The organism is Pseudomonas sp. zfem005 (assembly GCF_032621735.1).
GTDB classification, from domain to species: domain Bacteria; phylum Pseudomonadota; class Gammaproteobacteria; order Pseudomonadales; family Pseudomonadaceae; genus Metapseudomonas; species Metapseudomonas solani.
Map to the genome: position 1 here is coordinate 235,335 of NZ_JAVYJE010000009.1, position 23,647 is coordinate 258,981.

Genomic DNA, 23,647 nt, shown 5'->3' on the forward strand with positions numbered 1-23,647 from the left:
GGGCTACGCCGGTCACCCTGCAGCCTGGGCTTCAGCCCAGGGCCCTCCCCTGCACAGCCAACACCCCGGCATAAAGCTCCGGCCGCCGATCACCCTGCACATCGTTATGCCCACTGATGCGCTTGTCCCGCGCCGCCCCCAGGTCCAGCGAGGCCAGCAACAGCTGCTCGCCGCCCTCGCCCGCCGGCCCGGCCAGGGGATAACCGTCGGCGCCCACCAGCACCGAGCCCTCGACCCAATCCACGCCACGCTCGTGGCCGTGGCGGTCACAGGCGGCGATGGTCATCCGGTTCACCGCCGCATTGGCCTGTACCCGCACCACTTCGGCGGGGCGCTCGCCCGCCGGGCGTGGGCCACGGGGCCAGTTGACCGGGGCACAGAGCAGCTCGGCGCCGGCCAGTGCCGGCAAGCGCACCCACTCGGGGAACTCCAGGTCATAGCAGATCATCACCGCGATGCGCCCGAAGGCCGTGTCCACCACAGGCGGCGCGGCATCGCCGGGGCTGAAGATCGCCTTCTCGCCATCCCACAGGTGCGCCTTGCGGTACAGCGCGCGCAGGCCGCCGGCATCCACCAGGGCCGCGCTGTTGGCCAGCGTGCCGTCTTCGCGCCGCTCACAGAAACCCGCCACCAGCACGATATCCAGCTCAGCGGCCAGGCTTATCCACAGGCGCAGGCTGGGGCCGTCCGGCGTCTCGGCCAGGGCCTGCGCCTCGGCACGGTCGCGGAACAGGTAGCCGCTCTGCACCAGCTCCGGCAGCACCACCACCCGGGCTCCGCGCTGCGCCGCCTGGCGCACCACGCGCTCGACCAGGGCGCGGTTGTACTCCAGCTCGCCGATACGCGGGGCGACCTGGCAGCAGGCCACCGTGACTGTCTTCTGCGTGCTCATGGCTGTTCTCCCAGTTGCTCCAGGTGCTGTTTATCCGCCTCGGCCAGTTGGCGCTCGGCGGCGAGGTCGAGGCGCCGGCTTAGCAGCCAGTAGCTGACGCCGGCCACCGGCAGGCCCACGGCGAAGGCGATATCCGCGCCACCCAGGGCTGCCGTGAAGGGGCCGGTCCAGAAGCTCAGGGCCATGAAGGGCACCATCGCCAGCAGACCGAGCCCGTAGGCGGTGAGGCCGGCGGCCGACCAGCCACGATAGAGGCCATCGCGGTTGAAGATCTCGCCGATGGCGTAGTGCCCGCGCCGCACCAGGTAGAAGTCCACCAGGTTGACCGCCGTCCAGGGCACCAGGAAATACAGCATCAGCAGCACGAAGGTGTTGAAGCTGCCCAGGTAGCTCTCGGGGATCAGCCGCGCCACGGCGAGGATGATCGCCGCGATCACCAGGATGCCGGTCACCCGCAGGCGCAGCGTCGGCTTCACCTTGGTGAAGGCATCGATGGCGCTGACGCTGGTGAGCATGGCGCCGTAGCAGTTCACCGCCATGATGCCCACCAGCGAAGGCACGGCGATCAGCACGACGAAGGTGCCGAAGCCGTCGAACAGGCGGTTGCCCACCTCGCGGATGCTGCCGATGGCGTCCGGCGCCGGCAGCGCCGAGGCAAGGAAGGCCCCGAGGGACATCAGCCACAGCGCCGAGCCGCCGGCGCCCAGGTAGGTCCAGAAGATCACCTTGCCGGGCGGCGTGTTCTCCGGCAGGTAGCGCGAGTAATCGGAGACATACACCGAGTAGCTGATCTGGTAACCCGCCGCCGCCGACAGCTGGACCAGGAAGGCGCTCCAGGAAAACGGCCCGGCGGCCAGCGCAGCATCGGCTCGCAGCTCGCGGATGGCGAGCAAGGTCAGCACGCCGAACACCGCGATCATCAGCCAGGTCAGCCAGCGCTGCACCCGGTGCAGCAGGTCGTGCCCGACGATCGCCAGCAGCACCGCCAGGCCCACCAGCAGCAGGTACCAGGGCGTACGCGCGCCGGGCAGCACGGTGTTGATGGCATCGGTGGCGAGGATGACGTTGAACACGTTGAAGCCGATGTACACCCCCACCACCGCGATGAAGGGCACCACCGCGCCCCGGAAGCCGAACTGCGCCCGCGACTGGATCATCTGCGGCAGGCCCATGCGCGGCCCCTGGTTGGCGTGGAAGGCCATGAAGAAGGTGCCGATGGCCACGCCAATCAGAATCGCCAGCATCGAGGGCAGCGCCCCCAACCCCAGGGCCGGCCCGGTGAAACCGGTGACCAGGGTGGTGAGCACGAAGTTGCCAGTGAACCAGAACGGCCCCTGGTGCCAGACCTTGCCGTGGCGCTCACTGCGCGGCACGTAGTCGATGGAGCGCACCTCGATCTTCGGACGCGGGGCTTGGGTAGTCGGGGTTTGATGCATGGAAATTCCTCATCCAGAACGTGAAGGCGCAGCCAGGGTTGGCGCGGGGTGACGGTCACGGGGCTGGATCAGGCAGGCGGGGTGTCGCAGCAGGCAGGCAGCAGGTCGTCCATAGGTGTCTCGGCTTGTTCTGGTCGTTGTGCGGCCGACTCTAGCCAAGGGGAACGCGGGGAAACATCGGATAAATCAAATACTTGGTTCAGGGATATGGCAACTATGCGCAGCACCTGACGCAGCCCGTCGGCACACACGCCATCCGGCCTTGCGGCCCGAGCGGGCCAGGGGGGTGGCGTGATATCGTTGCGCCTTTCGCTTTACCAGCTCCGGAGCGGTACATGAAGTTCATCCACCAGCGCGAACACCTCAACGAAGGCGACATCGTGGTCATCGAGTGTTCGCAGGTCTGCAACATCCGCCTGATGAACGATGCGAACTTTCGCAGCTTCAAGAACGGTGGCCGCCACACCTACCACGGTGGGGCCTTCGACAAGTTCCCGGCACGCATCACCGTGCCCAGCACCGGCTACTGGAACATCACCCTCGACGCGGTGACCCGCCGGGCCATCAGCGTGACGCGCAAACCGACCTTCACCCACAAGATCAAGTTCGTCCGCCGCTCGCCTTCCGACCTGGCCTGACGCACGCCTCAGCCACGCAAGCCTCGCTCCGCCGGGCCATAGGCCAGCCAGGCGAGGCCCAGCATGCAGCACAGCACCAGGGCGCTGCTGGCGAGGTTTTCCACAATCAGTTCGATCGACAACATGTCCGGGCTCCCCAGAAGTTGATTCAGCATCCGGGGAGTCACGCTATGTCGTGTTTGTTTACATGTCCATGTGTCAACTTTTCGCACGTAAACAAATGGAGCGGGTGTGACACGAACCGGGTGGAAAAGCGGGCGCATGCATTCGCCCCAACAGGCCCCGCACCCGAACCGTAGGATGGCGTAGAGCGCAGCGAAACCCATCACCGGCCTTGCACCCGCCCCGTAGGGGCGACTTCAGTCGCCAAGCAGCCCGCAGGGCTGCCCCTGCCCGGTGCCACAGGTAGCACCGCTGGTGGATGAGAAGAGCGTCATCCACCCTACAGTCCGGCCCAGATCCGTAGCCCGGGCTTCAGCCCACCAGCAAAAGCACCGCGTGGGCTGAAGCCCACCCTAAAACCGGGCCCCCTTCAAGACCGGGACCGCCCGTCTACACCTTCGGCTGGTGGCAGGTGACGCAGTGGATGCCGCCACCGCCGGCGGCGACCGCGTCGATGTTGATCTGCACCACCTTGCGCCCGGGGTAGAGCCGGGTGAGCAGGTCGCGGCAGAAGGCGTCGGCGCTGGCGTCGCCGAACTGCGGGGCGATCACCGCGCCGTTGACCGGGAAGTAGTTGATGTAGCCGGGGGCGAAGTCCGGGTTGTTGCGGGTGAAGCGGTTGTTGCGCAGGGTGCGGGGCGGCGGCAGGGTGTGCACCTGCAGCTTGCGGCCGTCGGCGTCGGTGGCCTTGTTGAGGATTTCCAGGTGCTTGCGGGTCACCGCGTAGTCGTAGGACTGCGGGTCGTTGTCGAGGTTGGCGACCACCACCCCGGGCTTGACGAAGCGCGCGTAGAAGTCGACGTGGGCATCGGTGATGTCCTTGTTCTTGATGCCGGGCAGCCAGATGATCTTGCGCAGGCCGAGGTTGCTCATCAGCTCGGCTTCCACCTGGGCCTTGCTCATGCCGGGGTTGCGGTTGCTGTTGATCCAGCAACTCTCGGTCATGATGCCGGTGCCGGCGCCGTCCACCTCGATGCCGCCACCTTCGCCGGTGAGCTGGCTGGCGATGTAGCTGGCGTCGGCGTCGTAGCTGACCTCCCCGGCCACCTCGCCATCCTTGCTGTGCTGCTGCTTGTTGCCCCAGCCGTTGAAGTTGAAGTCCACCAGGCCGAGGCCGCCCTGCCCATCCACCACGAAGGTGCCGCCGATGTCGCGCATCCATACGTCATCCAGGGGCATCTCGACGAAGCGGGTGTTGCGCGTGCCGCACTTCTGCTTGGCCAGGCTCAGTTGGCCGGGGCGGTGCAGCACCACCACCGGCTCGTAGGTGGCGATGGTGCGGGCGATCAGGCCGATGCACTCCTGCACGTCGGCGGTGAAGTCCTCCCAGATCGCCGCCTGGGCGCCGAAGCTGACGTAGCTGCAGGCGTGCACGCCGTTCTCGTCCGGCATGCGCCAGGCGCCGCCGCGCAGGGCGGCCTGGGCACGGGCTGGCGAGATGCCGAGCCCGAGGCTGGCGACCGCGCCGAGGCCGGCGACGGCGGTGAGGTGCTTGATGAAGTCACGACGCGAAGGCATGGCAGTTCTCCAGGGCGCGGGGCGCCGGCGGTCATTTCAGTGGGTGGAGGTCTTGAACTTGGTCCAGGCACGCATGCGGGCTCGCATGTCGCGCTGGGGGATGTCGCGCCCGGGGATCAGCCGTGCGTAGGCGGCATCGTCGACGTAGATGTCCGGGTTGCCGCGCATGTCGGCGTCCACCATCGGCCGCGCCTTGGCGCTGGAGGTGGGGTAGCCGGTGAAGTTGCTGATGGCGGCCATGTTCTCCGGGCGCATCACGAAGTTGATGAAGGCATAGGCGTATTCCGGGTTCCGCGCATCGACGGGGATCGCCATGGTGTCCATCCACACCGTGGTGCCCTCGCGGGGGATGCGGTACTGGAAGTCCACCGGCTTGCCCGCTGCTGCCGCCGCGCGTTGCGACTGGGTGACGTCGCCGCTGTAGCCCAGGGACAGGCAGAGGTTGCCGTTGACCAGGTCGGTGACCGGCTGCGACTGGAACTTGCGGATGTAGGGCTTGATCGCGCTCAGCAGCGCGGTGGCCGCCGCCAGGTCCTCCGCCTTGGCGCTGCGCGGGTCGCGGCCCAGGTAGTTGAGCACCACCGCGAGCACCTCGTCGGGGGAGTCGATCACCGAGATGCCGCAATCGGCGAAGCGCGCGGCCAGCTCCGGCTTGAACAGCAGATCGAGGCTGTTCACCGGCGCGTCGGCCTGGCGCTGGGCGATCATCGCGGCGTTGTAGGTGATGCCGATGGTGCCCCAGGTGTAGGGCACCACGGCGTGGCGCGAGTAGGGGTAGCGGGTCTGCAGGCGCTTGAGGCCGGGCTCGATGTCGTCCAGGCCGGTGAGCTTGCTCGCGTCGAGCTTCTGCAGGGCGCCGGCACGCATCAGCCGCTCGGCCACGGTGTCGCCGGGGAAGACCAGGTCGTAGCCGCTGTTGCCGGCCATCAGCTTGGCTTCCAGGGTTTCGCTGCCATCCATCACGTCATAGACGACCTGGATGCCGGTCTCGGCGGTGAAGCGGCTGAGGGTGTCCTCGGCGAAGTAATCCGCCCAGTTGTACAGGCGCAGGATCTTCTCCTCCGCCTGGGCGTTGCCGGCCAGGCAGGCCAGGGCGGCGGCGGTGACCAACAGCGATCGGAAGGCACGCATGCTCAGGCTCCTCGGGTGTTCTGCCAGGTGACGTGGGTGCGCTGGCCGTCGAGGCCGAGCATCGGGCCGTACATCTCCGGGCGGCGGTCGCGGTAGATGCCCCAGGCCAGGCGCTCCTCGGCCATGGCGTCGAGGTCCAGCTCCTGCAGCAGCACCGTGGAGCCCTCGCGGTCGGCCTCGGCCAGCAACTTGCCCTTGTGGTCGCAGATGAAGGAGGAGCCGTAGAAGCTCATCTGCAGCTCCGGGTCGGTGGTCGCCACCTCGCGGCCGACGCGGTTGGCCGCCACCACCGGGAGGATGTTGGCGGCGGCGTGGCCGCGCATGGTCATCTGCCAGTGGTCGCGGGAATCCAGGCCCTGGGCGCCGGGCTCGGAGCCGATGGCGGTGGGGAACAACAGCACCTCGGCACCCTGCAAGGCCAGGCAGCGCGCGGTCTCGGGGAACCACTGATCCCAGCATATACCCACGCCGAGGCGGCCGTGGGCGGTGTCCCAGACGCGGAAGCCGGTGTCGCCCGGGCTGAAGTACTCCTTCTCCTGGTAGCCGATGGCGTTGGGGATGTGGGTCTTGCGGTACACGCCCAGCAGGCGGCCATCGGCGTCGGCCATGGCCAGGGAGTTGAAGAAGGCGTTGCCGGCGCGCTCGAACCAGCTCAGCGGCAACACCACGCCCAGCTCCCCGGCGAGGTCGGCGAAGCGCGCCAGCACCTGGCTCTGGGCGTATTCCTCGGCCAGCGCCAGGTGGCGGTGGTTCTGCTCGATGCAGAAATAGGGGGTGGCGAACAGCTCCTGCAGCAGGATCACCTGGGCACCCCGGGCGGCCGCCTCACGGACCAGGCGCTCGGCCTGGTCGAGGTTGCGTGCGAGGTTCCAGCTGCAGGCCATCTGGGTGGTGGCGACGGTCAGCTTGGCCATCTCACATCCCCTTCAGCGGCCAGGACGGCTGCTGCTGGGTGATGCAATGCACCCCGCCGCCGCCGTGGGCCAGCTGGTTGATGCGCACCGGCACCACCTCGCGGCCGGGGAAGGCCAGGCGCAGGGTGGCGGCGGCTTCGTCGTCGGCGTCGATGCCGTAGGCCGGCATGATGATGGCGCCGTTGGCGATGTAGAAGTTGGTGTAGGAGGCGCAGAACACCTCGGCCTCGGTGTCCACCGCGTCGCTGGCCTCGAACAGTTCGAGCATCTCGAAATGGCGGCCACGGGCGTCGGTGGCCAGTTCCAGGGCACGGCGGTTCTCCCGCGCCACCTGGGCGTAGACCGAGGAGACGTCACGGGTGGCATCCACCAGCAGCGCACCGGGGCGGGCGAAGGCGCAGACGCCGTCGACGTGGCCGTCGGTCATGTCGCCGGTGACGTGGTCCGGGTCGCCCGGCAGCCAGATGGTCTTCTTCACCCCCAGCAGGCGGGCGAAGATCTCCTCCACCTCGGCCTTGCTGATGCCCGCGTTACGGTTGGCGTTGAGCAGCACCGACTCGGTGGTGATCAGGGTGCCGTCGCCGTCGACGTGGATGGCGCCACCTTCGTTGCTCAGTGCGGTGCCGAAGCAGTCCAGCCCCAGGCCGTTGAGCACGCGACGGGCCAGGCCCTCGTCGAGGTCGTGGGCCGACTTGCCGCCCCAGGCATTGAAGCGCCAGCTGACGCCGGCCACGCCCAGTTGCGGGTGGCAGACGAAGCTGGGGCCGGAGTCACGGCACCAGCTGTCGTTGACCGCCAGGGGCAGCAGCTCGATGCCCGGGCCGCAGAGGGCGCGGGCACGCTCCACGGCGCTCGGGTCCACCACCATCTTCACCGGCTCGAAGCGGGCGATGGCGTTGGCGACGCGGGCGAAGTCCTCCTGCACCGCGGCCAGGGTCACGCCCCAGCCCGCTTCCCACAGCGGCTGGTTGTGCGGCCAGACCATCCAGGTGGCGGCGTGGTGGGACCATTCGGCGGGCATGACCCAGCCGCTCTGCTGCGCGTGTTGCTGCTGCATGACGATTGCCTTCAGTTAAGTTTTAGTTATCACTGAAAACCGCGATTGCGGTAATGGATGCCATGCTAAGCCTGTGAATTCGGCGCAACAAACGATAGATTTTCCACATTTATGATCAGACAGGCTTATCAGAGATGCTCAAGCACTGGCCCCCGCTGAACGCCCTGCGCGGCTTCGAAGCCGCCGCCCGCCTCGGCAGCTTCCACAAGGCCGCCGAGGAGCTGCACCTCACCCAATCGGCCATCAGCCAGCAGATCCGCAGCCTCGAAGGCTTCCTCGAACAGCCGCTGTTCCACCGCAACGGCCGCAGCGTCGCCCTCACCGATGCCGGGCACGACCTGCTCGGCACCACCCAGGCACTGCTGCAGCAACTGGCCGTGGGCATCCGCCGGCTGGAGCAGTACCGCAAGCCCAACCAACTGGTGGTCAACACCAGCCCGGCCTTCGCCCGCCACTGGCTGGTGCCGCGCCTGGGCGGCTTCCGCCAGCAGCACCCGGAGGTGGACCTGTGGCTGTTCACCACCGACGAGCCGCCAGAGATGGCCACCCAGACCATCGATATCGCCGTGCGCGACGACATCACCGCCCAGGCCGAATGCAGCTTTCGCGTGCTCCACGCCGACCGCCTCTACCCCGCCTGCCACCCGTCCCTGCTGGCCACGCCGCCGGCGCAGCGCACCACCCTGCACGGCGAACGGGAAATGGACTGGAGCCACTGGGCGCTGGAAGCCGGCATCGACGTCGGCCAGCAGAGCAGCGGCCTCAACTTCTCCGACCCCGGCCTGCTGCTGGACGCCGCCTGCGACGGCCTCGGCATCGCCCTGGTCAGCCAGCTGCTGGCACAGAAGGCCCGCGCCGAGAATCGCCTGCAACCGCTGGTGGAACAGACCATCCGTGGCCCCAAGTGGGCCTGGCTGATCCATCGCGACAGCGAGCTCAGCCCGCTGACGCGCAGCTTCAGCGAGTGGTTGCTGGAGCAGTTGGAGGCAAGCGAGAGTTCGGCCGTCTAACCCACCGCCAGTCGGACGGAAACATTTTCTTGCATCTGCAGTTGCGGGTTTTGCCCCTCTCGTCCGTCCTGAATGTAACGCCCCCTCGACTTCGAGCTGTCGTTCCTTTGGTTTTCACCCGCCAGCTCACTGGAGCCGGCGGGTGCTTTTCCATTGGTCGGGCGTAACCGAACCCGTGACCGGCCGAGGCCGGTGGCCCTGATTCCGCTACCAAGATCGTTGCCCATGTCGAAGAAGTCCCGTTCGAAAACCTGGTTCCTGGTCCACAGCTGGCTGGCATTGCCCATCTGGTTCTTCGTGTTCCTGGTGTGCATCACCGGCACCCTGGCGGTGCTCAGCGAGGAGATCATCTGGCTCGCCAACCCCGACGTGCGCGCCACCGCGCCCTCGGATGACGCCGAGCTGATGAGCTTCGACCAGATACTCGCCGCCATCGAGAAGCAGGACCCCACCGCCGATGTGGAGTGGCTGGCCAAGCCCGAGGAAAGCCACTTCGCCCTGACCGCATCGGTGACCTACCCCGACACGCGCTCCGCGACCCTGTACGTGAACCCCTACACCGGGCAGATCCAGGGCAGCAGCCCGCTGTTCGACTTCCGTCAGTTCACCCGTGCCCTGCACGGCTGGTGGCTGGTGCCCTTCACCAACGGCTACAGCTGGGGCTGGTACCTGGTGTCGCTGCTGGGCCTGCCGATGCTGGCCTCGCTGATCACCGGGCTGGTGGTGTACAAGCGCTTCTGGCGCGGCTTCCTGCGGCCGACCCTGCGCATCCGCCAGGGCGCGCGCATCTTCTGGGGCGACTTCCACCGCCTCTCGGGCATCTGGTCGATCTGGTTCATCGCGGTGATTTCCATCACCGGCATCTGGTTCCTGATCCGCGCCATCCTCGCCGACGCGCACATCTCCATCTCCAGCGAGGGCCTGCCGACCCTGATCCCGCGTGACCAGATCCCCCTGGTGCAACCCGGCCAGCCGGTGCCGCGCGTGACCATGGACCAGGCGGTCGCCACCGCCACCGAGACCATTCCCGGCTTCGACGTGAGCTTCGTGATGTTCGCCCCCGATGCCTACACGCCGATGGAAGTGGGCGGCCGTGGCTGGTACCCGCTGATGTTCCAGACCGCCGAGCTCAACCCCTACACGGGCGAACTGGTGGGCTCGCGCCTGCTCGCCGACCGCACGCCCCTGGAGTTCGTCACCGAGTCCATGCGCCCGCTGCACACCGGTGACTTCGGTGGCATCTGGGTGAAGATGATCTGGTTCTTCTTCGGCCTGCTGCTGAGCATGATGGTGCTCAGTGGCCTGCTCATCTGGAGCAAGCGCACGGTGATCGCCACCGCCAAGGCGCTCAAGCGCAAACCCCGCCCGACACCCGCCGCCACCGCCGTGGAGGCGACCGAATGAGCAACGCAGCCCTGATTCCCGAGTCCCGCTTCAAACGCCTGTGGCTCAAGTGGCGCTTCCACCTCAGCGCGCTGCTGGTGCTGATCCCGCTGGGCTTCATGCCCGCCTACTTCCATGACGTCAGCCTCGACCGTGGCCTGCAGGGCCTGGGCGAGCGGGTGATCGGCGAATACCCGGTCGGCCCCTGGACCGCACGCATCGCCGAATGGGAGCTGCACGAGCCGCAACGCGACGGCAAGGCCGGCTACATGAAGGAAATCACCCTGGCCTTCTGCGCCGAGTGCATCGGCCAGGTGAAGGCCGCCTACCTGCGCATCGGCAAGCCACGCAGCCTGCGCGCCGCCGGCTCGCTGCTGTCCGGCAGCCCCTACCGGCTGTTCGCCGAAGTGCGCATCCCGCCGGGCACCACCGCCGACGACGCCCTGTGGCTGACCGTGGAAGGCTGGGACGGCAGCGTGCACCAGGCGTCCATCCCCCTGAAGGAAGTCTCGCCGTCGATGATCAAATGGCTGGCCCGCAATGGAGACACGCTGTGAAGCCCCTTTACCCCACCCTGCTGGCGAGCGCCCTGCTGCTCGCCACCCCCACCGCCTTCGCCCACAACGCCTTCGTCGAGTGCGAAGCCATCGCCGAAGGGCAGATCCGCTGCACCGGCGGCCTCTCCAACGGCAGCGCCGCCCCGGACGTGACCCTGGACGTGATCGGCTACGACGAAAAGGTAGTGGTCGCCGGCAAGCTCGGCGCGGACTCGCGCTTCACCTTCCCCCGCCCGGACGGCGAGTTCTACGTGCTGCTCGACCTCGGCGCCGGCCACACCGCCGAGTTGGACTACAAGCAGATCAAGGGGCTCTGAGGGCGCGCAATCGGCAATCGGTGGGCTGAAGCGGAGCGCCGCCTGGCCCACCCTACCGGTGCGCGCCGGCAGCACCGCTGGTGGATGAAAAAAGCGTCATCCACCCTACCCACCGACCAACTCCGCGCGCGCCAGCAGTAGGGTGAACGACGCTTCACCCGTCCACCATTTCGTGCTCGTAGGCAACACCGATGGTGGATGAAAAGAGCGTCATCCACCCTACACACCGACCAACTCCGCGCGCGCCAGCCGTAGGGTGGACGACGCTTCACCCGTCCACCATTCGTACTCACATGAAGCACCGCTGGTGGAGGTAAAAAGCGACCTCCACCCGCACAGCGTCACGCCATAGCCCGGGCTTCAGCCCGGGGCCTGAGCGGCTGCGATCAATATTCCCAGCGCAGCGAAGCGGTCAGGCTGCGCGGCTCACCGTAGAGGTCGCTGTAGACGCTGGTGCTGGCGTAGTACTCCTTGTCGAACAGGTTGTTGACGTTGAGGGTGCCGGTGAAGTGCTCGTCGAAGCGGTAGCGCGCCAGCAGGTCCACCAGGGCGTAGCTGCCCTGCTTGGCTTGCAGGGTGGTGCCGGGGATCACCTGGGTATTGCCGTAGCGGGTCGCGCTTTCCCAACGCACGCCGCCGCCGAGGGTGAGACGGTTCAGGTCCCCCGTCAGGTCGTAGGTGGTGAAGAGCTTGACGTTGTTGCGTGGGAAACCGACGTTCACATCGACGCCTTGCGGGTAGTAGGTGTTCACGTGGCTGTAGGCCGCCTGCACTTGCCAGCCCGGCATGAGTTCACCGGCGACTTCGAGCTCCAGGCCTTTGATCTTGATGTTCGCGGGGCGCACCAGCTCGTTGTCGAAGGCGTCGTACAGCCCGGTGCCGACCGCGTAGTTGCTCAGCTTGGACTCGAACAGCGCAGCGGTGAGGTTGAGCCGGCCGTCGTAGTACTCGCCCTTCGCCCCCACTTCGTAGCTGTCGCCTTCGGTGGGGTCCATGAATTTCCCTTCGACGGTCCTGCTCGACTGCGGTTTGTAGATGCTGGTGTAGCTGGCGTAGACCGAGTGATTGTCGTCCAGGTCGTAGACGATGCCGGCGTATGGCGTGAGCTCGCCGTTCTCGCGCTTCTTCAGGGAGGTCGGGTCGTAGCCGTAATAGGCGGACGCCTGGTCGACCTTGAAGTAGCTCAGGCGGCTGCCGAGGATCAGCGACAGGTCATCGGTGAGCGTGAAGCGGGCCGTGCTGTAGGCCGCGTACTGGCGCTGGCTGTACTCCAGGTCGCCGATGCGGTTGAACGGCGGCTTGGAGATGTCGCCGCGCCATTCGAAGACGTTGGGAATGCTCGGGTCCCAGCCGCTGCCGCTGCGGTCCACCCACAGCGGGTAGGCACCGGTGTTGCTGCGGTAACGCATGGCGCTGGCGCCCACCACCAGCTCGTGCTCGCGGCCGAACAGGTTGAAGGGACCGGAGGCATAGGCATCCACCGAGTTCTGCTCGGGCTTGCTCGGCCACTTGGCGAAATACAGGCTGGTGCCCGCACCGGTCTGCTGATTGGGGTAGCCATTGCTGCTGAACCAGCCGTACTCGACGTCGTTGTCGTCACGCACGTTGGTGACGGCGACCTTGGCCATCCACTCGTTATCGAAGCGGTGCTCGTAGGTGCCGAAGATCGAGGTGCGCTGGCGATCCGCGTAGCTCCAGTCGGCGGCCGAGTTGAAGGAGCGCTTGAAGTCGGTGCGCTGGCCATTGCTGTAGAAGGCCGGGAAGCCGAAATAGCCGCAGGCGTCGCAGTTGCGCACCTGGTAGTCGATGCCGAAGCTGACGGTGTCGCGCTCGCTCAGGTCCGCCTCGATCACGCCATAGGCCACCTGGCGCTCGATGCTGAGGCGGTCGGTGAAGGAGTTGGCGGTCTGGTAGGCGCCCACCAGGCGGCCACGCAGGGTGCCTTGCTCGTTCATCGGGCCGGAGACATCCACCTCGGTGCGGTAGTTGTCCCAGGAGCCGGCGCTGCCCTGGACGGACGCGGCGAACTCGCGGGTCGGGCGCTTGCGCACCATGTTGATGGTGGCGGAAGGCTGGCCGATGCCACTGAGCAGGCCGGTGGCGCCGCGCACGATCTCGACCCGGTCATACACCGCCATGTCGTTGGACTGACTGCTCATGGAGGGTTCGAAGACCGTGGGGATGCCGTCGACCTGGAAGTTCTCGATCTTCATGCCCCGGGAAAAGATGCCCACTTCCTCGTCCGAGGAGTTGCTCTTCTTCTTGTAGAGCACGCCGGGGGCCTGGGTCAGCACGTCTTCCAGGCTGACCATTTCCTGATCGCGGATGCGCTGGCTGGTGATCACGCTGACCGATTGCGGCGTCTCGCGGATGGACAGCGGCAACTTGGTGGCGGTACGGGTCGAACCCGTGGTGTAGGAACCGGTGCCCTCGGTGGTATCGCCCAGCAGCGAGCTGGTGATGGTCGTTGCGCCCAGCTCCAGCCCCTCACCATCTGCCATGGGCACCAGCGACAGCGTGCCGCCGCCCGTGACGATCAGTGCCAGCCCACTGCCTGCCAACGCCTGCTGCATCGCCTGCTCGGCCGAGAACTGGCCGCGCACCGCCGGTGCCCGCTTGCCCTGGACCAGCGCCGGGTCGGCAGAGAGGGTGCGGCCGCTCTCGCGGGAGATGCGCGCCAGGGTCTCGCCCAGCGGGCCGGCGGGGATGTCATAGCTGCGCACGGCAGCCTGGCTGGTGCTGGATTCGGCCAGGGCCACGAGCGGCTGGCCGGCGCTGGCGAAGGCGATTGCCAGGGCCAGCAGGCCAGGGCGCAGAAGGGGGGACGACATGAAGGGCTCCTTGTTCTGTGTGTCGGGTTTGCCTTATCCATGTCCAACGAGGCGAATAAACCCCTCATCGTTTTTGCGAATTTTTTGCATTTGTTCGATGGCCGCGCCTTCGAGCCCGTCCTTGGCGCCCTTTGGTGGATGAAAAAACGCCATCCACCCTACACACCGACCAACTCCGCGCGCGCCGGCCGTAGGGTGGACGACGCTTCACCCGTCCACCATTTCGTGCTCGCAGGCAACACCGCTGGTGGATGAAAAGAGCGTCATCCACCCTACGCACGGAGCCACTCCATGGGCGATCAGGCGCGATCGACCAGGGTCAGCCAGGGGCCGTAGCGGCGCACGCGCACCGGCATGGTTTCGGCCAGGGATTGCAGGGCGGCGCCGCTGTCGTCCAGGGGGAACACGCCGAACACCCGCACCTGCGCGGCTTCCGGGCTGATGCGCAGCAGGCCGCGATGGTAGGGGCGCAGGGCCTCGACCAGATGGCCCAGGGGCTCGTCGTTGACCTCCACGCGCCCATCCACCCAGGCCGCGCGGGTCAGCAGGCTGGCAGGGGCCGGCTGGATGCCCGAGGCGCCGAACCAGGCCGCCTGGCCTTCGCTCAGCTCGCCGTGCTGCCCGCCATGGCAGTCGATGCGCACGTGGTGTTCCTGCACGCAGACCAGGCTGCGCGATTCCTCCTGGCGCACCAGGAAGCGCGTGCCCAGCGCGCGGACTTCGCCCTGGGCGGTGGCGATGATGAAGGGCCGGGTAGCATCGGCCGCCACGCTGGCCAGCAGCTCACCCTCGCGCAGGCGCACCAGGCGGCGCGTGCCGTCGAAGCGGATATCCACCGAGCTGCGGGCATTGAGCACCAGACGGCTGCCGTCCTCCAGCTGCAGGGTGCGGCGCTCGCCGGTGGCGGTGTGCACATCGGCGGTGAGGCCCGCCAAGGGGGTCACGCGGTTGACCAGCGCACCGCTGCCGGCGCCCAGCACCAGCAAGGCCAGGCCGCCGCGCAGCAGCTTGCGCCGCTGTGGCGAGTCGGGGGCGGAGAGTGCCCGGCTGGCGGCACGCAGTTGCCCGGGGCTACGCCCTTCGGCGCCCTGCAGGTCGGCCAGGGGTTGTTGCAGCAGGCCGCTGACCCGTTGCCAGGCCACCAGGTGGGCCGGGTCGTCGGCCAGCCAGCGCTTGAAGTCCTGGCGGTCGTGGTTGGTCACCCGGCCCGGGTCCAGGCGCAGCATCCAGTCGATGGCGGTGCGGGTGTGCAGGTCGAGTTCGGCGTGGCTCATGGCAGCTCCGGGTTCGCGCTCAGGCAGTGCACGAAGGCACGGCGCAGGTCGCGCTCGACGGTGGCCAGGGAAACCCCCAGGTGATCGGCGATGGCCTGCTGTGGCATGCCATCGAGGCGGTTGAGCAGGAAGGCGCGACGCACCCGTTGCGGCAGGCCGTCGAGCAGCCGGTCGATGGCATCGATGGCCTCGCTGACCAGGGCGATGTCCTCTTCGGAAGGCGCGAACTGCTCGGGCAGCTCGGTCAGCGCCTGCAGATAGGCCTGCTCCACCTTGCGGCGGCGCCAGAAGCTGCACAGCAGGCGCCGGGCCAGGGTATTGAGGAACGCCCTCGGCTCTTCCAACTGCCCCAGCTGGCGCGAGGTCAGGGCGCGCATGAAGGTGTCCTGGGTCAAGTCGGCAGCATCCTGCGGGCAGCGCAACTGGCGATAGAGCCAGGCGCGCAACCAGCGATGGTTCTCGTGATAGAGCGTCACCAGGGCAGCATTGAGATCAGGAGAGGTGGCCACGTGGGGTAGACCCAGGAGTCAAATAAGAATAAGTCGCATTATTGTTGATTCCCGTTCCTGCTGGCAATGCCCGCGTTCGATGCTTTCGCCCTCTTTCGAGTGATGAGAATCAGGTCACCTGACAGGTATCGAGCACCGTGTTCTCATAGGCATCCCGCCCTTTCCGGGCGGCGCCCATCGACTCTCCAAGGGACTGGAAACCGCCATGCCACTGCTCGCCCTGCTCGTTATCGCCTGCCAGGTCACCTGCGGCCTTCACGTCGTCCGCAGCGGCCAGGAGCGCTACTGGCTGTACCTGATCATCGCGCTGCCGGGCCTCGGCTGCCTGATCTACTTCCTCGGCATCATGCTCCCCGACCTGCTCGGCAGCCGCACCGGCCGGCGCACCGTCAACCGCCTGCACGACACCCTCGACCCCGAGCGCCATCTGCGTGCCCTGCGTGACGAGCTGGACCTGCGCGACACCCGCGAAACCCGTGTGCAGCTGGCCGAAGAGCTGCTGCGCCTGGGCCGGGCCGACGAAGCCGCCAGCCACTACCAGGCCGCCCTGCGCGGCATCCACGCACAAGCGCCGGACATCCTCCTCGGCCTCGCCCAGGCGCAGTTCGCCAAGGGTGATGCACAAGGCTGCCGCGACACCCTCGACCGGCTGATCCAGCACAACCCCGACTACCGCTCCGCCGACGGCCACCTGCTCTACGCCCGCGCCCTGGAAAGCCTCGGCGACACCACGAAAGCGGAAGAGGAATACCGCGCCCTCTCGGGCTACTACACCGGCCCCGAAGCCAACTACCGCTACGCCCTGATGCTCCGCCAGCTGGGCCGCCAGCGCGAAGCCCGCGAGCTGCTGGAACAGATCCAGCACTACGCCCGCCGCTCCCCCAAGCACTACCGCAACCTGCACGGCGAATGGATCAGCCTCAGCCGCGACGCCCTGCGCGAGATGCAGTCCTGAGGCCATAGCCAAAGGGCACAACCGGGCCTCTGGGCATGCAGCCGCCGCTCACTTCGAACGTAGGGTGTGCTGTGCGCACCTGAAGCTCGCCGGAAGCACCGTGCGGCGGTGCGCACGGCACACCCTACGGCACAACCACCCTCAAAACTCGGCGACCCGCTGGACTCAAAAACTCTCCAGCAGGCACCATCATCCACATCCCCCGCTCGTCCCCGCTTTTGATTACCATGCGGTGCTTTGCGCACCCCACCGCCCTTTGACCCGTCGAGGCACCGCATGAAATTCACCCCCATGTCCGTGGCGCGGAAGCTCAAGTTCTACCAGCTGGTGGTGTTCGACCAGGTGCTGCAAAGCGGCTCGCTGCTGCGCGCGGCCCAGGCGCTGAACCTGACCCAGCCGGCGGTGACCAAGATCATCCACGAGCTGGAATCCTACTTCGACGCCCCGCTGCTGATCCGTGGCAACCGCGGGGTCACCGCCACCGAACTGGGCGAGCTGGTGGTGCGCCGGGCCAAGTCGCTGCTGGCCGAACTGCGCTCGCTCACCGACGAGGTCAACGCCTTCCAGGAAGGCACCTCCGGCCACGTCATGGTCGGCACCCTGATCTCCGCCTCCAGCTCGCTGCTGCCGCGCGCCATGCAACTGCTCAAGCAACGCGCGCCCAGCGTGCTGGTGTCCCTGCGGGTGGGGCAGATGGACCAGCTGTTCCCGGCCCTGGCCGTGGGCGAGGTGGACCTGGTGGTGGGCCGCGTGCCGGACGACTGGGGCTGGCGCAACGAATCGCCGATGCTGGAAGTGGAAGTGCTCTATGGCGAGGCCCTGTGCGTGGTGGCCGGCGCCCAGCACCCGCTGCAAGGCCGCTCGCCGGTGAGCCTGGCGGAACTGCACGGCTACCCCTGGGTGCTGCCGACCCGCGACTCGCTGCTGCGCCGCACCGCCGACCGCCTGTTCGCCGAGGCCGACCTGGGCACCCCGGCCAACGTGGTCGAATCCCTGTCGATCCTCACCAACATCAGCCTCATGCAGGACCAGCAAACCGTGGCCCTGATGCCCTACGAGGCCACCCGCCAGTTCGCCGACGCCGGCATGCTGCGCGCCCTCGACCTGGGCACCCCGCTGCAGTTCGGCAACATCGGCTACTTCCACGCTGCCAACCGCGACCTCGGCCCCGCCGCCCGGCTGTTCCGCGAATGCCTGGAACAGGCCAGCCGCGAGCATGATCAGGGCACGCCGGCCTGACCGATGCGGCGGCTTTCGTAGGATGGCGTAGAGCGAAGCGAAACCCATGCGGCGGGGCGCACCGGGCGTGTCGTGTGCTGGGTGGCCGGCCCGTAGGTCGGGTGCAACCCGACGGCTTTCGTGCACGGGGCTCGCGGGTTTCACCCGCCTACATCGATGATTGCGCTCCCAGAGGGCGCCGAGCCGGGGGGGAGGTGACCGAGCCAGCCAGCTATTCCAAAGCAGAATAGTCAACCTCAAGGCTTTCATTATTCCCTTATAGGCGCCTTCCCTAGACTTCTCCGAAATCCAAGAATCGGAGGTTGTCGTGTCCACTCCCCTGCCCTTGCTGCGCCATTTCATCGCGGGCGAATTCGTCGCCAGTGACAAGACCTTCCCCAATGTTTCGCCCATCGACGGGCGCGTCCTGAGCCAGGTCTGCGAAGCCGACGCCAGCCAGGTGGAGCGCGCCGTCGCCGCCGCCAAGGCCGCGCAGGAAGGGCCCTGGGCCGACTTCAGCCCGAGCCAGCGCGCCGACATGCTGATGCGCATCGCCGATGGCATCGAGCGCCGCTTCGAGGAGTTCGTCGCCGCCGAGGTGGCCGACACCGGGCGCCCGGTGCAGCAGGCGCGCACCCTGGATATCGCCCGGGGCGTGCACAACTTCCGCACCTTCGCCGAACTGGTGCGCCAGGCCGGCAGCGAGTTCTTCGAGATGCGCGCCGCCGATGGCAGCGAGGTGTTCAGCTACACCGTGCGCAAGCCCCACGGCGTGGTGGCGATCATCTCGCCGTGGAACCTGCCGATGCTGCTGCTCACCTGGAAGGTCGCCCCGGCCCTGGCCTGCGGCAACTCGGTGGTGGTCAAGCCGTCGGAGGATTCGCCCTCCAGCGCCACCCTGCTGGCCGAGGTGATGCAGGAAGCCGGGCTGCCCGCCGGCGTGTTCAACCTGGTGCACGGCTTCGGCCCCAACTCCGCCGGGGAGTTCCTCACCCGCAACCCGGACGTCGACGCCATCACCTTCACCGGTGAGTCGCGCACCGGCGCCACCATCATGAAGGCCGCCGCCGAGGGCGTGCGTGACGTCTCCTTCGAGCTGGGCGGCAAGAACGCGGCGGTGGTCTTCGCCGACTGCGACTTCGACGCGGCGGTGGCCGGCGTGCTGCGCTCCAGCTTCACCAACTCCGGCCAGGTGTGCCTGTGCTCGGAGCGCGTCTATGTCGAGCGGCCGATCTACGAGCGCTTCGTCGCCGCCATGAAGGCCGGCGCCGAGAAACTGAAGATCGGCTACCCCGACGAAGACGGCGTGAACATGGGCTCGCTGATCTCCCACAAGCACCGCGACAAGGTGCTCGGCTACTTCGAACTGGCCCGCAGCGAAGGCGCCGTCGAAGTCACCGGTGGCGGCGTGCCGGTGTTCGGCGACGAGCGCGACAACGGCGCCTATGTACAGCCGACCATCTGGACCGGCCTCGGCGACGACGCCCGCTGCGTGCGCGAAGAAGTGTTCGGCCCGGTCTGCCACATCGCTCCCTTCGACAGCGAGGACGAGGTGGTGCGCCGGGTCAACGACTCCGCCTACGGCCTGGCCACGGCCCTGTGGACCCGCGACCTGAAGCGCGCGCACAAGGTCTCGCGGCGCTTCCACGTGGGCATGGTCTGGGTCAACACCTGGTTCCTCCGTGACCTGCGCACGCCCTTCGGCGGCGCGCGCCTGTCCGGCCTCGGCCGCGAGGGCGGCCGCCATTCCCTGGATTTCTACTCCGAGATCACCACCATCTGCGTCAACGCCTGAGCGGGAGCCCCACCATGCATGCAGCACTCATCGAAGCGGCCAGCCGCCTGCGCCAGGCGGAACGCAGCGGCCAGCCCTGCGCCCCGGTGCGCGACCTGATCGCCGCCGCCCTGGCCGAAGACCCGACCCAGGACCCGGTCGCCCTGGCCTATGCCGTCCAGCGCTACAACACCCTGGCCGCCATCGACGCCGGCCTGCGCCCGGTGGGCCACAAGATCGGCCTCACCTCCCGCGCCGTGCAGAAGCAGCTGGGCGTCGATCAGCCGGACTTCGGCCTGCTGTTCGCCGAGCGGGCCCGGGGCGACGGCCAGCCCATCGCCTGGGACGACACCCTGCAACCCAAGGTGGAAGCGGAGATCGCCCTGGTGCTGGAACACGACCTGTGCTTCGAGCGCCACACCGTGGCCGACCTGATCCGCGCCACCGCCTTCGCCCTGCCGGCCATCGAGGTGGTCGGCAGCCGCATCGCCAACTGGGACATCCGCCTGGTGGACACCATCGCCGACAACGCCTCCTCCGGCCTGTTCGTGCTCGGCAGCCGCCCGGTGACCCTGGACAAGCTGGACCTGGTGCGCTGCGGCATGAGCATGACCCTGCGCGGCGAGCCGGTGTCGGTCGGTGCCGGCGCCGCGTGCATGGACAACCCGCTGAACGCCGCGCTGTGGCTGGCCGACACCATGGTCCGCCACGGTGCACCGCTGCGTGCCGGCGACATCCTCCTCACCGGTGCGCTGGGGCCGATGGTCGCCGTGCAACCGGGCGACAGCTTCACCGCGCACATCCAGGGCCTGGGCAGCGTCACCGCCGCCTTCGCCGCCGCGCAATGACCGGAGCCCCCATGAACAGACAGAAACTCAAGGCCGCGATCATCGGCTCGGGCAACATCGGCACCGACCTGATGATCAAGATCCTGCGCAACGCCCAGCACCTGGAAATCGCCGCCATGGTCGGCATCGACCCCGCCTCCGACGGCCTGGCCCGTGCCGCCCGCCTGGGCGTGGCCACCACCCACGAAGGCGTGGAAGGGCTGACCCGCCTGCCCGAATTCGCCGAGATCGACTTCGTCTTCGATGCCACCAGCGCCGCCGCCCATGTGCAGAACGATGCCTACCTGCGCAGCGTGAAGCCCGGCATCCGCCTGATCGACCTGACCCCGGCGGCCTTCGGCCCCTACTGCGTGCCGGTGGTGAACCTGGAGCAGAACCTGCAGCAGACCAACGTCAACATGGTCACCTGCGGCGGCCAGGCCACCATCCCCATGGTGGCGGCGGTGTCCCGCGTGGCCCGCGTGCACTACGCCGAGATCATCGCCTCCATCGCCAGCAAGTCCGCCGGCCCCGGCACCCGCGCCAATATCGACGAGTTCACCGAAACCACCTCCAAGGCCATCGAAGTAATCGGCGGGGCGGCCAAGGGCAAGGCGATCATCATCATGAACCCCGCCGAGCCACCGCTGATCATGCGCGACACCGTCTATGTGCTCAGCGAAGCGGTGGACCAGGCGCAGGTCGCCGCCTCAATCGAAGAAATGGTCGCCGCCGTGCAGGCCTATGTGCCGGGCTACCGCCTCAAGCAGCAGGTGCAGTTCGAAGTGATCCCCGAGTCGGCGCCGCTGACCCTCCCCGGCCACGGCCGCTTCAGCGGGCTGAAGACCTCGGTGTTCCTCGAAGTGGAAGGCGCCGCCCATTACCTGCCGAGCTACGCCGGCAACCTCGACATCATGACCTCCGCCGCGCTGGCCACCGCCGAACGCATGGCGCAGTCGCTGCTGAACCGCTGAGGAGCACGCCATGACCGCCACCCCCGGCAAGAAGCTGTACATCTCCGACGTGACCCTGCGCGACGGCATGCACGCCATCCGCCACCAGTACTCGCTGGAGCAGGTGCAGACCATCGCCCGCGCCCTGGACCAGGCCCGCGTGGACTCCATCGAAATCGCCCACGGCGACGGCCTGCAGGGCTCGAGCTTCAACTACGGCTTCGGCGCCCACACCGACCTGGAATGGATCGAGGCCGCCGCCGATGTGCTGCAGCACACGCGCATCGCCACCCTGCTGCTGCCCGGCATCGGCACGGTGCACGACCTCAAGGCGGCCCACGCCGCCGGCGCCCGGGTGGTCCGCGTGGCCACCCACTGCACCGAGGCGGACGTCTCCCGCCAGCACATCGAATACGCCCGCCACCTGGGCATGGACACCGTCGGCTTCCTGATGATGAGCCACATGCAGACCCCCGACGGCCTCGCCCGCCAGGCCAAGCTGATGGAAAGCTACGGCGCCACCTGCATCTACGTGGTCGACTCCGGCGGCGCCATGGGCATGCAGGACATCCGCGAGCGCTTCCGCGCGCTCAAGGCCGTGCTCGACCCGGCCACCGCCACCGGCATCCACGCCCACCACAACCTCTCCCTGGGCGTGGCCAACTCCATCGCCGCGGTGGAGGAAGGCTGCGACCGCATCGACGCCAGCCTCGCCGGCATGGGCGCCGGGGCCGGCAACGCGCCGCTGGAGGTGTTCATCGCCGCCGCCGAACGCCTGGGCTGGCACCACGGCACCGACCTGCTGGCGCTGATGGACGCCGCCGACGACATCGTCCGCCCGCTGCAGGACCGCCCCGTGCGCGTCGACCGCGAAACCCTGGCCCTGGGCTATGCCGGCGTGTACTCCAGCTTCCTGCGTCACGCCGAAGTGGCCGCCGCCCGCTACGGCCTGAAGACCGTGGACATCCTCGTCGAGCTGGGCCAGCGCCGTATGGTCGGTGGCCAGGAAGACATGATCGTCGACGTCGCCCTCGACCTTCTTGCCCGCCGCCAGGAGCCGCGCCCATGAGCACCGATATCGCCCGCATCGCCACCGCCCTCGACCGCGCCGCCCGCCAGGCCGAGCCGCTGGCGCAGTTCAGCGCCAGCAGCCCCTTCAGCCTCGACGAGGCCTACCTGATCCAGCGTGCCTCCATGGCCCGCCGCTACGCCGACGGCGAGCGCATGATCGGGGTCAAGCTGGGCTTCACCAGCCGCGCCAAGATGATCCAGATGGGCGTCGACAGCCTGATCTGGGGCTGGCTCACCGACGCCATGCTGGAAGAGGACGGCGGCGTGGTGGACCTGGGCCGCTTCATCCACCCGCGCGCCGAGCCGGAGGTGTGCTTCGTCACCCGCCGCGCCATCGAACGCCCACTCACCCAGCTGGAGGCGGCCGACTACCTGGAGGCCGTGGCCCCGGCCATCGAGATCATCGATTCGCGCTACCAGGCCTTCAAGTTCAGCCTGGAAGACGTGGTCGCCGACAACTGCTCCTCGTCCGGCCTGGTGGTCGGCGCCTGGTCGCGGGACTTCGCCGGGCTGGCCAATGCCGGCGTGCTGATGCGCATCGACGGCCGCGTGGTCCAGGCCGGCTCCACCGCCGCCATCCTCGGCCACCCGCTGCGCAGCCTGGTGCAGGCCTCGCAGCTGCTGGCCCGCGCCGAAATCGCCCTGCCCGCCGGCAGCCTGATCATGGCCGGCGCCGCCACCGCCGCCGAAGCCCTGACCCCGGGCGCCCACGTCAGCGTGGAGATCGCCGGCTACGGCGAATGCGGCTTCACCTGCAGCGCCGCCCGCGCGCCCCAACAAGGAACCCGAGCATGAGTGACAACCGCTCCACAGTCGTGGCCGGCAAGGCCACCCCACGCGGGCGCTTCCCGCACATCAAGCGCGCCGGCGACTTCCTCTACGTCTCCGGCACCAGCTCGCGGCGCCCGGACAACAGCTTCGAAGGCGTGGAGGTGGACGCCATGGGCACCACCAACCTGGACATCCGCGCCCAGACCCGCGCGGTGATCGAAAACATCCGCGACATCCTCGCCAGTGAGCACGCCACCTTGCAGAACCTGGTGGAGATCAGCACCTTCCTGGTCGACATGAACGACTTCGGCCCTTACAACCAGGTCTACGCCGAGTACTTCGACGAGAGCGGCCCGACCCGCACCACCGTCGCCGTGCACCAGTTGCCGCACCCGCACCTGCGCATCGAAATCAAGGCCGTGGCCTACGCCCCGCTCAATCGCTGAGAA

At 67.9% G+C, this 23,647-nt stretch carries 22 protein-coding genes and 1 pseudogene; 14 read left to right on the top strand and 9 right to left on the bottom strand.

The window, feature by feature from the left end; all coding sequences use genetic code 11:
- Positions 1 to 31: 31 nt before the first annotated feature.
- Both RTW82_RS21130 and RTW82_RS21135 read right to left on the bottom strand, forming a co-directional pair.
- Positions 32 to 892, bottom strand: coding sequence for a nitrilase family protein (locus RTW82_RS21130; RefSeq protein ID WP_316926365.1), 861 nt, complete (start codon positions 890 to 892; stop codon positions 32 to 34).
- Positions 889 to 2,328, bottom strand: coding sequence for a cytosine permease (locus RTW82_RS21135; protein WP_316926366.1), 1,440 nt, complete (start codon positions 2,326 to 2,328; stop codon positions 889 to 891). Before RTW82_RS21135 ends, RTW82_RS21130 begins: the two co-directional genes overlap by 4 nt.
- Before the next feature lie 291 nt (positions 2,329 to 2,619).
- On the opposite strand from RTW82_RS21135, the pseudogene RTW82_RS21140 reads away from it, so the two are divergent.
- Positions 2,620 to 2,966, top strand: a pseudogene (locus RTW82_RS21140) (DUF1883 domain-containing protein).
- Positions 2,967 to 3,518: 552 nt separating this feature from the next.
- Here the strand turns inward: RTW82_RS21140 and RTW82_RS21145 are convergent.
- Genes RTW82_RS21145 through RTW82_RS21160 form a run of 4 tightly spaced genes read right to left on the bottom strand, consistent with a single transcriptional unit; the run spans position 3,519 to position 7,748 of the window.
- Positions 3,519 to 4,646, bottom strand: coding sequence for an agmatine/peptidylarginine deiminase (locus tag RTW82_RS21145; RefSeq protein WP_263401266.1), 1,128 nt, complete (start codon positions 4,644 to 4,646; stop codon positions 3,519 to 3,521).
- A gap of 36 nt (positions 4,647 to 4,682) precedes the next feature.
- The gene (locus RTW82_RS21150) at positions 4,683 to 5,777 is read right to left on the bottom strand and encodes an extracellular solute-binding protein (protein ID WP_316926367.1); all 1,095 of its coding nucleotides are present in this window, start codon (positions 5,775 to 5,777) and stop codon (positions 4,683 to 4,685) included.
- 2 nt (positions 5,778 to 5,779) lie between these two features.
- On the bottom strand, positions 5,780 to 6,691 hold the full coding sequence (gene aguB / locus RTW82_RS21155; protein ID WP_316926368.1) for an N-carbamoylputrescine amidase: 912 nt from the start codon (positions 6,689 to 6,691) through the stop codon (positions 5,780 to 5,782).
- A gap of 1 nt (position 6,692) precedes the next feature.
- Positions 6,693 to 7,748, bottom strand: coding sequence for an agmatine deiminase family protein (locus tag RTW82_RS21160; RefSeq protein ID WP_316926369.1), 1,056 nt, complete (start codon positions 7,746 to 7,748; stop codon positions 6,693 to 6,695).
- A gap of 134 nt (positions 7,749 to 7,882) precedes the next feature.
- Here RTW82_RS21160 and RTW82_RS21165 point away from each other — a divergent pair, with 134 nt between their 5' ends.
- The 4 genes from RTW82_RS21165 to RTW82_RS21180 all read left to right on the top strand — a co-directional run bounded on the left by RTW82_RS21165 (position 7,883) and on the right by RTW82_RS21180 (position 11,015).
- On the top strand, positions 7,883 to 8,758 hold the full coding sequence (locus RTW82_RS21165) for a LysR substrate-binding domain-containing protein (protein WP_316926370.1): 876 nt from the start codon (positions 7,883 to 7,885) through the stop codon (positions 8,756 to 8,758).
- Between the two features lie 225 nt (positions 8,759 to 8,983).
- Positions 8,984 to 10,162 (top strand): PepSY domain-containing protein, encoded by a 1,179-nt coding sequence (locus RTW82_RS21170; protein WP_316926371.1) that lies wholly within the window; start codon positions 8,984 to 8,986, stop codon positions 10,160 to 10,162.
- The gene (locus tag RTW82_RS21175) at positions 10,159 to 10,698 is read left to right on the top strand and encodes a thiamine pyrophosphate-binding protein (protein ID WP_316926372.1); all 540 of its coding nucleotides are present in this window, start codon (positions 10,159 to 10,161) and stop codon (positions 10,696 to 10,698) included. Before RTW82_RS21170 ends, RTW82_RS21175 begins: the two co-directional genes overlap by 4 nt.
- The gene (locus RTW82_RS21180) at positions 10,695 to 11,015 is read left to right on the top strand and encodes a hypothetical protein (protein WP_316926373.1); all 321 of its coding nucleotides are present in this window, start codon (positions 10,695 to 10,697) and stop codon (positions 11,013 to 11,015) included. Before RTW82_RS21175 ends, RTW82_RS21180 begins: the two co-directional genes overlap by 4 nt.
- Positions 11,016 to 11,401: 386 nt before the next feature.
- On the opposite strand, the gene RTW82_RS21185 is transcribed toward RTW82_RS21180, so the two are convergent.
- Entirely contained in the window at positions 11,402 to 13,846 is a 2,445-nt protein-coding gene (locus RTW82_RS21185; RefSeq protein WP_316926374.1) for a TonB-dependent siderophore receptor, read from the bottom strand.
- Positions 13,847 to 13,885: 39 nt separating this feature from the next.
- On the opposite strand from RTW82_RS21185, the gene RTW82_RS21190 reads away from it, so the two are divergent.
- Positions 13,886 to 14,101 (top strand): hypothetical protein, encoded by a 216-nt coding sequence (locus RTW82_RS21190; protein ID WP_316926375.1) that lies wholly within the window; start codon positions 13,886 to 13,888, stop codon positions 14,099 to 14,101.
- 44 nt (positions 14,102 to 14,145) lie between these two features.
- On the opposite strand, the gene RTW82_RS21195 is transcribed toward RTW82_RS21190, so the two are convergent.
- Positions 14,146 to 15,120: a FecR family protein gene (locus tag RTW82_RS21195; protein ID WP_316926376.1), complete on the bottom strand. Its 975-nt coding sequence runs from the start codon at positions 15,118 to 15,120 to the stop codon at positions 14,146 to 14,148.
- On the bottom strand, positions 15,117 to 15,629 hold the full coding sequence (locus RTW82_RS21200; protein ID WP_316926377.1) for a sigma-70 family RNA polymerase sigma factor: 513 nt from the start codon (positions 15,627 to 15,629) through the stop codon (positions 15,117 to 15,119). Before RTW82_RS21200 ends, RTW82_RS21195 begins: the two co-directional genes overlap by 4 nt.
- 205 nt (positions 15,630 to 15,834) lie before the next feature.
- On the opposite strand from RTW82_RS21200, the gene RTW82_RS21205 reads away from it, so the two are divergent.
- From RTW82_RS21205 to RTW82_RS21240, 8 genes are all read left to right on the top strand, one after another.
- Complete coding sequence (locus RTW82_RS21205) at positions 15,835 to 16,584, top strand: tetratricopeptide repeat protein (RefSeq protein ID WP_271660229.1); 750 nt, start codon at positions 15,835 to 15,837, stop codon at positions 16,582 to 16,584.
- A gap of 276 nt (positions 16,585 to 16,860) precedes the next feature.
- Positions 16,861 to 17,823: a LysR substrate-binding domain-containing protein gene (locus RTW82_RS21210; protein WP_316926378.1), complete on the top strand. Its 963-nt coding sequence runs from the start codon at positions 16,861 to 16,863 to the stop codon at positions 17,821 to 17,823.
- Between the two features lie 307 nt (positions 17,824 to 18,130).
- The gene (locus tag RTW82_RS21215) at positions 18,131 to 19,597 is read left to right on the top strand and encodes a 2-hydroxymuconic semialdehyde dehydrogenase (RefSeq protein WP_043242572.1); all 1,467 of its coding nucleotides are present in this window, start codon (positions 18,131 to 18,133) and stop codon (positions 19,595 to 19,597) included.
- Between the two features lie 14 nt (positions 19,598 to 19,611).
- A complete protein-coding gene (locus RTW82_RS21220; protein WP_316926379.1) occupies positions 19,612 to 20,424 on the top strand; it encodes a fumarylacetoacetate hydrolase family protein in 813 nt (270 codons plus the stop codon).
- A gap of 11 nt (positions 20,425 to 20,435) precedes the next feature.
- Positions 20,436 to 21,377, top strand: coding sequence for an acetaldehyde dehydrogenase (acetylating) (locus RTW82_RS21225; RefSeq protein ID WP_316926380.1), 942 nt, complete (start codon positions 20,436 to 20,438; stop codon positions 21,375 to 21,377).
- 10 nt (positions 21,378 to 21,387) lie between these two features.
- Positions 21,388 to 22,425, top strand: coding sequence for a 4-hydroxy-2-oxovalerate aldolase (gene dmpG, locus RTW82_RS21230; protein WP_316926381.1), 1,038 nt, complete (start codon positions 21,388 to 21,390; stop codon positions 22,423 to 22,425).
- A complete protein-coding gene (locus RTW82_RS21235; protein ID WP_316926382.1) occupies positions 22,422 to 23,222 on the top strand; it encodes a 2-keto-4-pentenoate hydratase in 801 nt (266 codons plus the stop codon). The genes dmpG and RTW82_RS21235 overlap by 4 nt, the downstream gene beginning before the upstream one ends.
- Positions 23,219 to 23,644: a RidA family protein gene (locus RTW82_RS21240; RefSeq protein ID WP_316926383.1), complete on the top strand. Its 426-nt coding sequence runs from the start codon at positions 23,219 to 23,221 to the stop codon at positions 23,642 to 23,644. Before RTW82_RS21235 ends, RTW82_RS21240 begins: the two co-directional genes overlap by 4 nt.
- The last annotated feature ends 3 nt before the right edge of the window (positions 23,645 to 23,647 follow it).

Bases quoted from the DNA above. Each gene is read 5' to 3' on its own strand.
- RTW82_RS21170 (WP_316926371.1), top strand. From the start codon at position 8,984: ATGTCGAAGAAGTCCCGTTCGAAAACCTGGTTCCTGGTCCACAGCTGG.
- RTW82_RS21190 (WP_316926375.1), top strand. From the start codon at position 13,886: ATGTCCAACGAGGCGAATAAACCCCTCATCGTTTTTGCGAATTTTTTG.
- RTW82_RS21150 (WP_316926367.1), bottom strand. From the start codon at position 5,777: ATGCGTGCCTTCCGATCGCTGTTGGTCACCGCCGCCGCCCTGGCCTGC.
- RTW82_RS21240 (WP_316926383.1), top strand. From the start codon at position 23,219: ATGAGTGACAACCGCTCCACAGTCGTGGCCGGCAAGGCCACCCCACGC.
- RTW82_RS21165 (WP_316926370.1), top strand. From the start codon at position 7,883: ATGCTCAAGCACTGGCCCCCGCTGAACGCCCTGCGCGGCTTCGAAGCC.
- RTW82_RS21210 (WP_316926378.1), top strand. From the start codon at position 16,861: ATGAAATTCACCCCCATGTCCGTGGCGCGGAAGCTCAAGTTCTACCAG.
- RTW82_RS21195 (WP_316926376.1), bottom strand. From the start codon at position 15,120: ATGAGCCACGCCGAACTCGACCTGCACACCCGCACCGCCATCGACTGG.
- RTW82_RS21225 (WP_316926380.1), top strand. From the start codon at position 20,436: ATGAACAGACAGAAACTCAAGGCCGCGATCATCGGCTCGGGCAACATC.
- aguB (WP_316926368.1), bottom strand. From the start codon at position 6,691: ATGGCCAAGCTGACCGTCGCCACCACCCAGATGGCCTGCAGCTGGAAC.
- dmpG (WP_316926381.1), top strand. From the start codon at position 21,388: ATGACCGCCACCCCCGGCAAGAAGCTGTACATCTCCGACGTGACCCTG.
- RTW82_RS21130 (WP_316926365.1), bottom strand. From the start codon at position 892: ATGAGCACGCAGAAGACAGTCACGGTGGCCTGCTGCCAGGTCGCCCCG.
- RTW82_RS21145 (WP_263401266.1), bottom strand. From the start codon at position 4,646: ATGCCTTCGCGTCGTGACTTCATCAAGCACCTCACCGCCGTCGCCGGC.
- RTW82_RS21160 (WP_316926369.1), bottom strand. From the start codon at position 7,748: ATGCAGCAGCAACACGCGCAGCAGAGCGGCTGGGTCATGCCCGCCGAA.
- RTW82_RS21185 (WP_316926374.1), bottom strand. From the start codon at position 13,846: ATGTCGTCCCCCCTTCTGCGCCCTGGCCTGCTGGCCCTGGCAATCGCC.
- RTW82_RS21175 (WP_316926372.1), top strand. From the start codon at position 10,159: ATGAGCAACGCAGCCCTGATTCCCGAGTCCCGCTTCAAACGCCTGTGG.
- RTW82_RS21135 (WP_316926366.1), bottom strand. From the start codon at position 2,328: ATGCATCAAACCCCGACTACCCAAGCCCCGCGTCCGAAGATCGAGGTG.
- RTW82_RS21205 (WP_271660229.1), top strand. From the start codon at position 15,835: ATGCCACTGCTCGCCCTGCTCGTTATCGCCTGCCAGGTCACCTGCGGC.
- RTW82_RS21235 (WP_316926382.1), top strand. From the start codon at position 22,422: ATGAGCACCGATATCGCCCGCATCGCCACCGCCCTCGACCGCGCCGCC.
- RTW82_RS21220 (WP_316926379.1), top strand. From the start codon at position 19,612: ATGCATGCAGCACTCATCGAAGCGGCCAGCCGCCTGCGCCAGGCGGAA.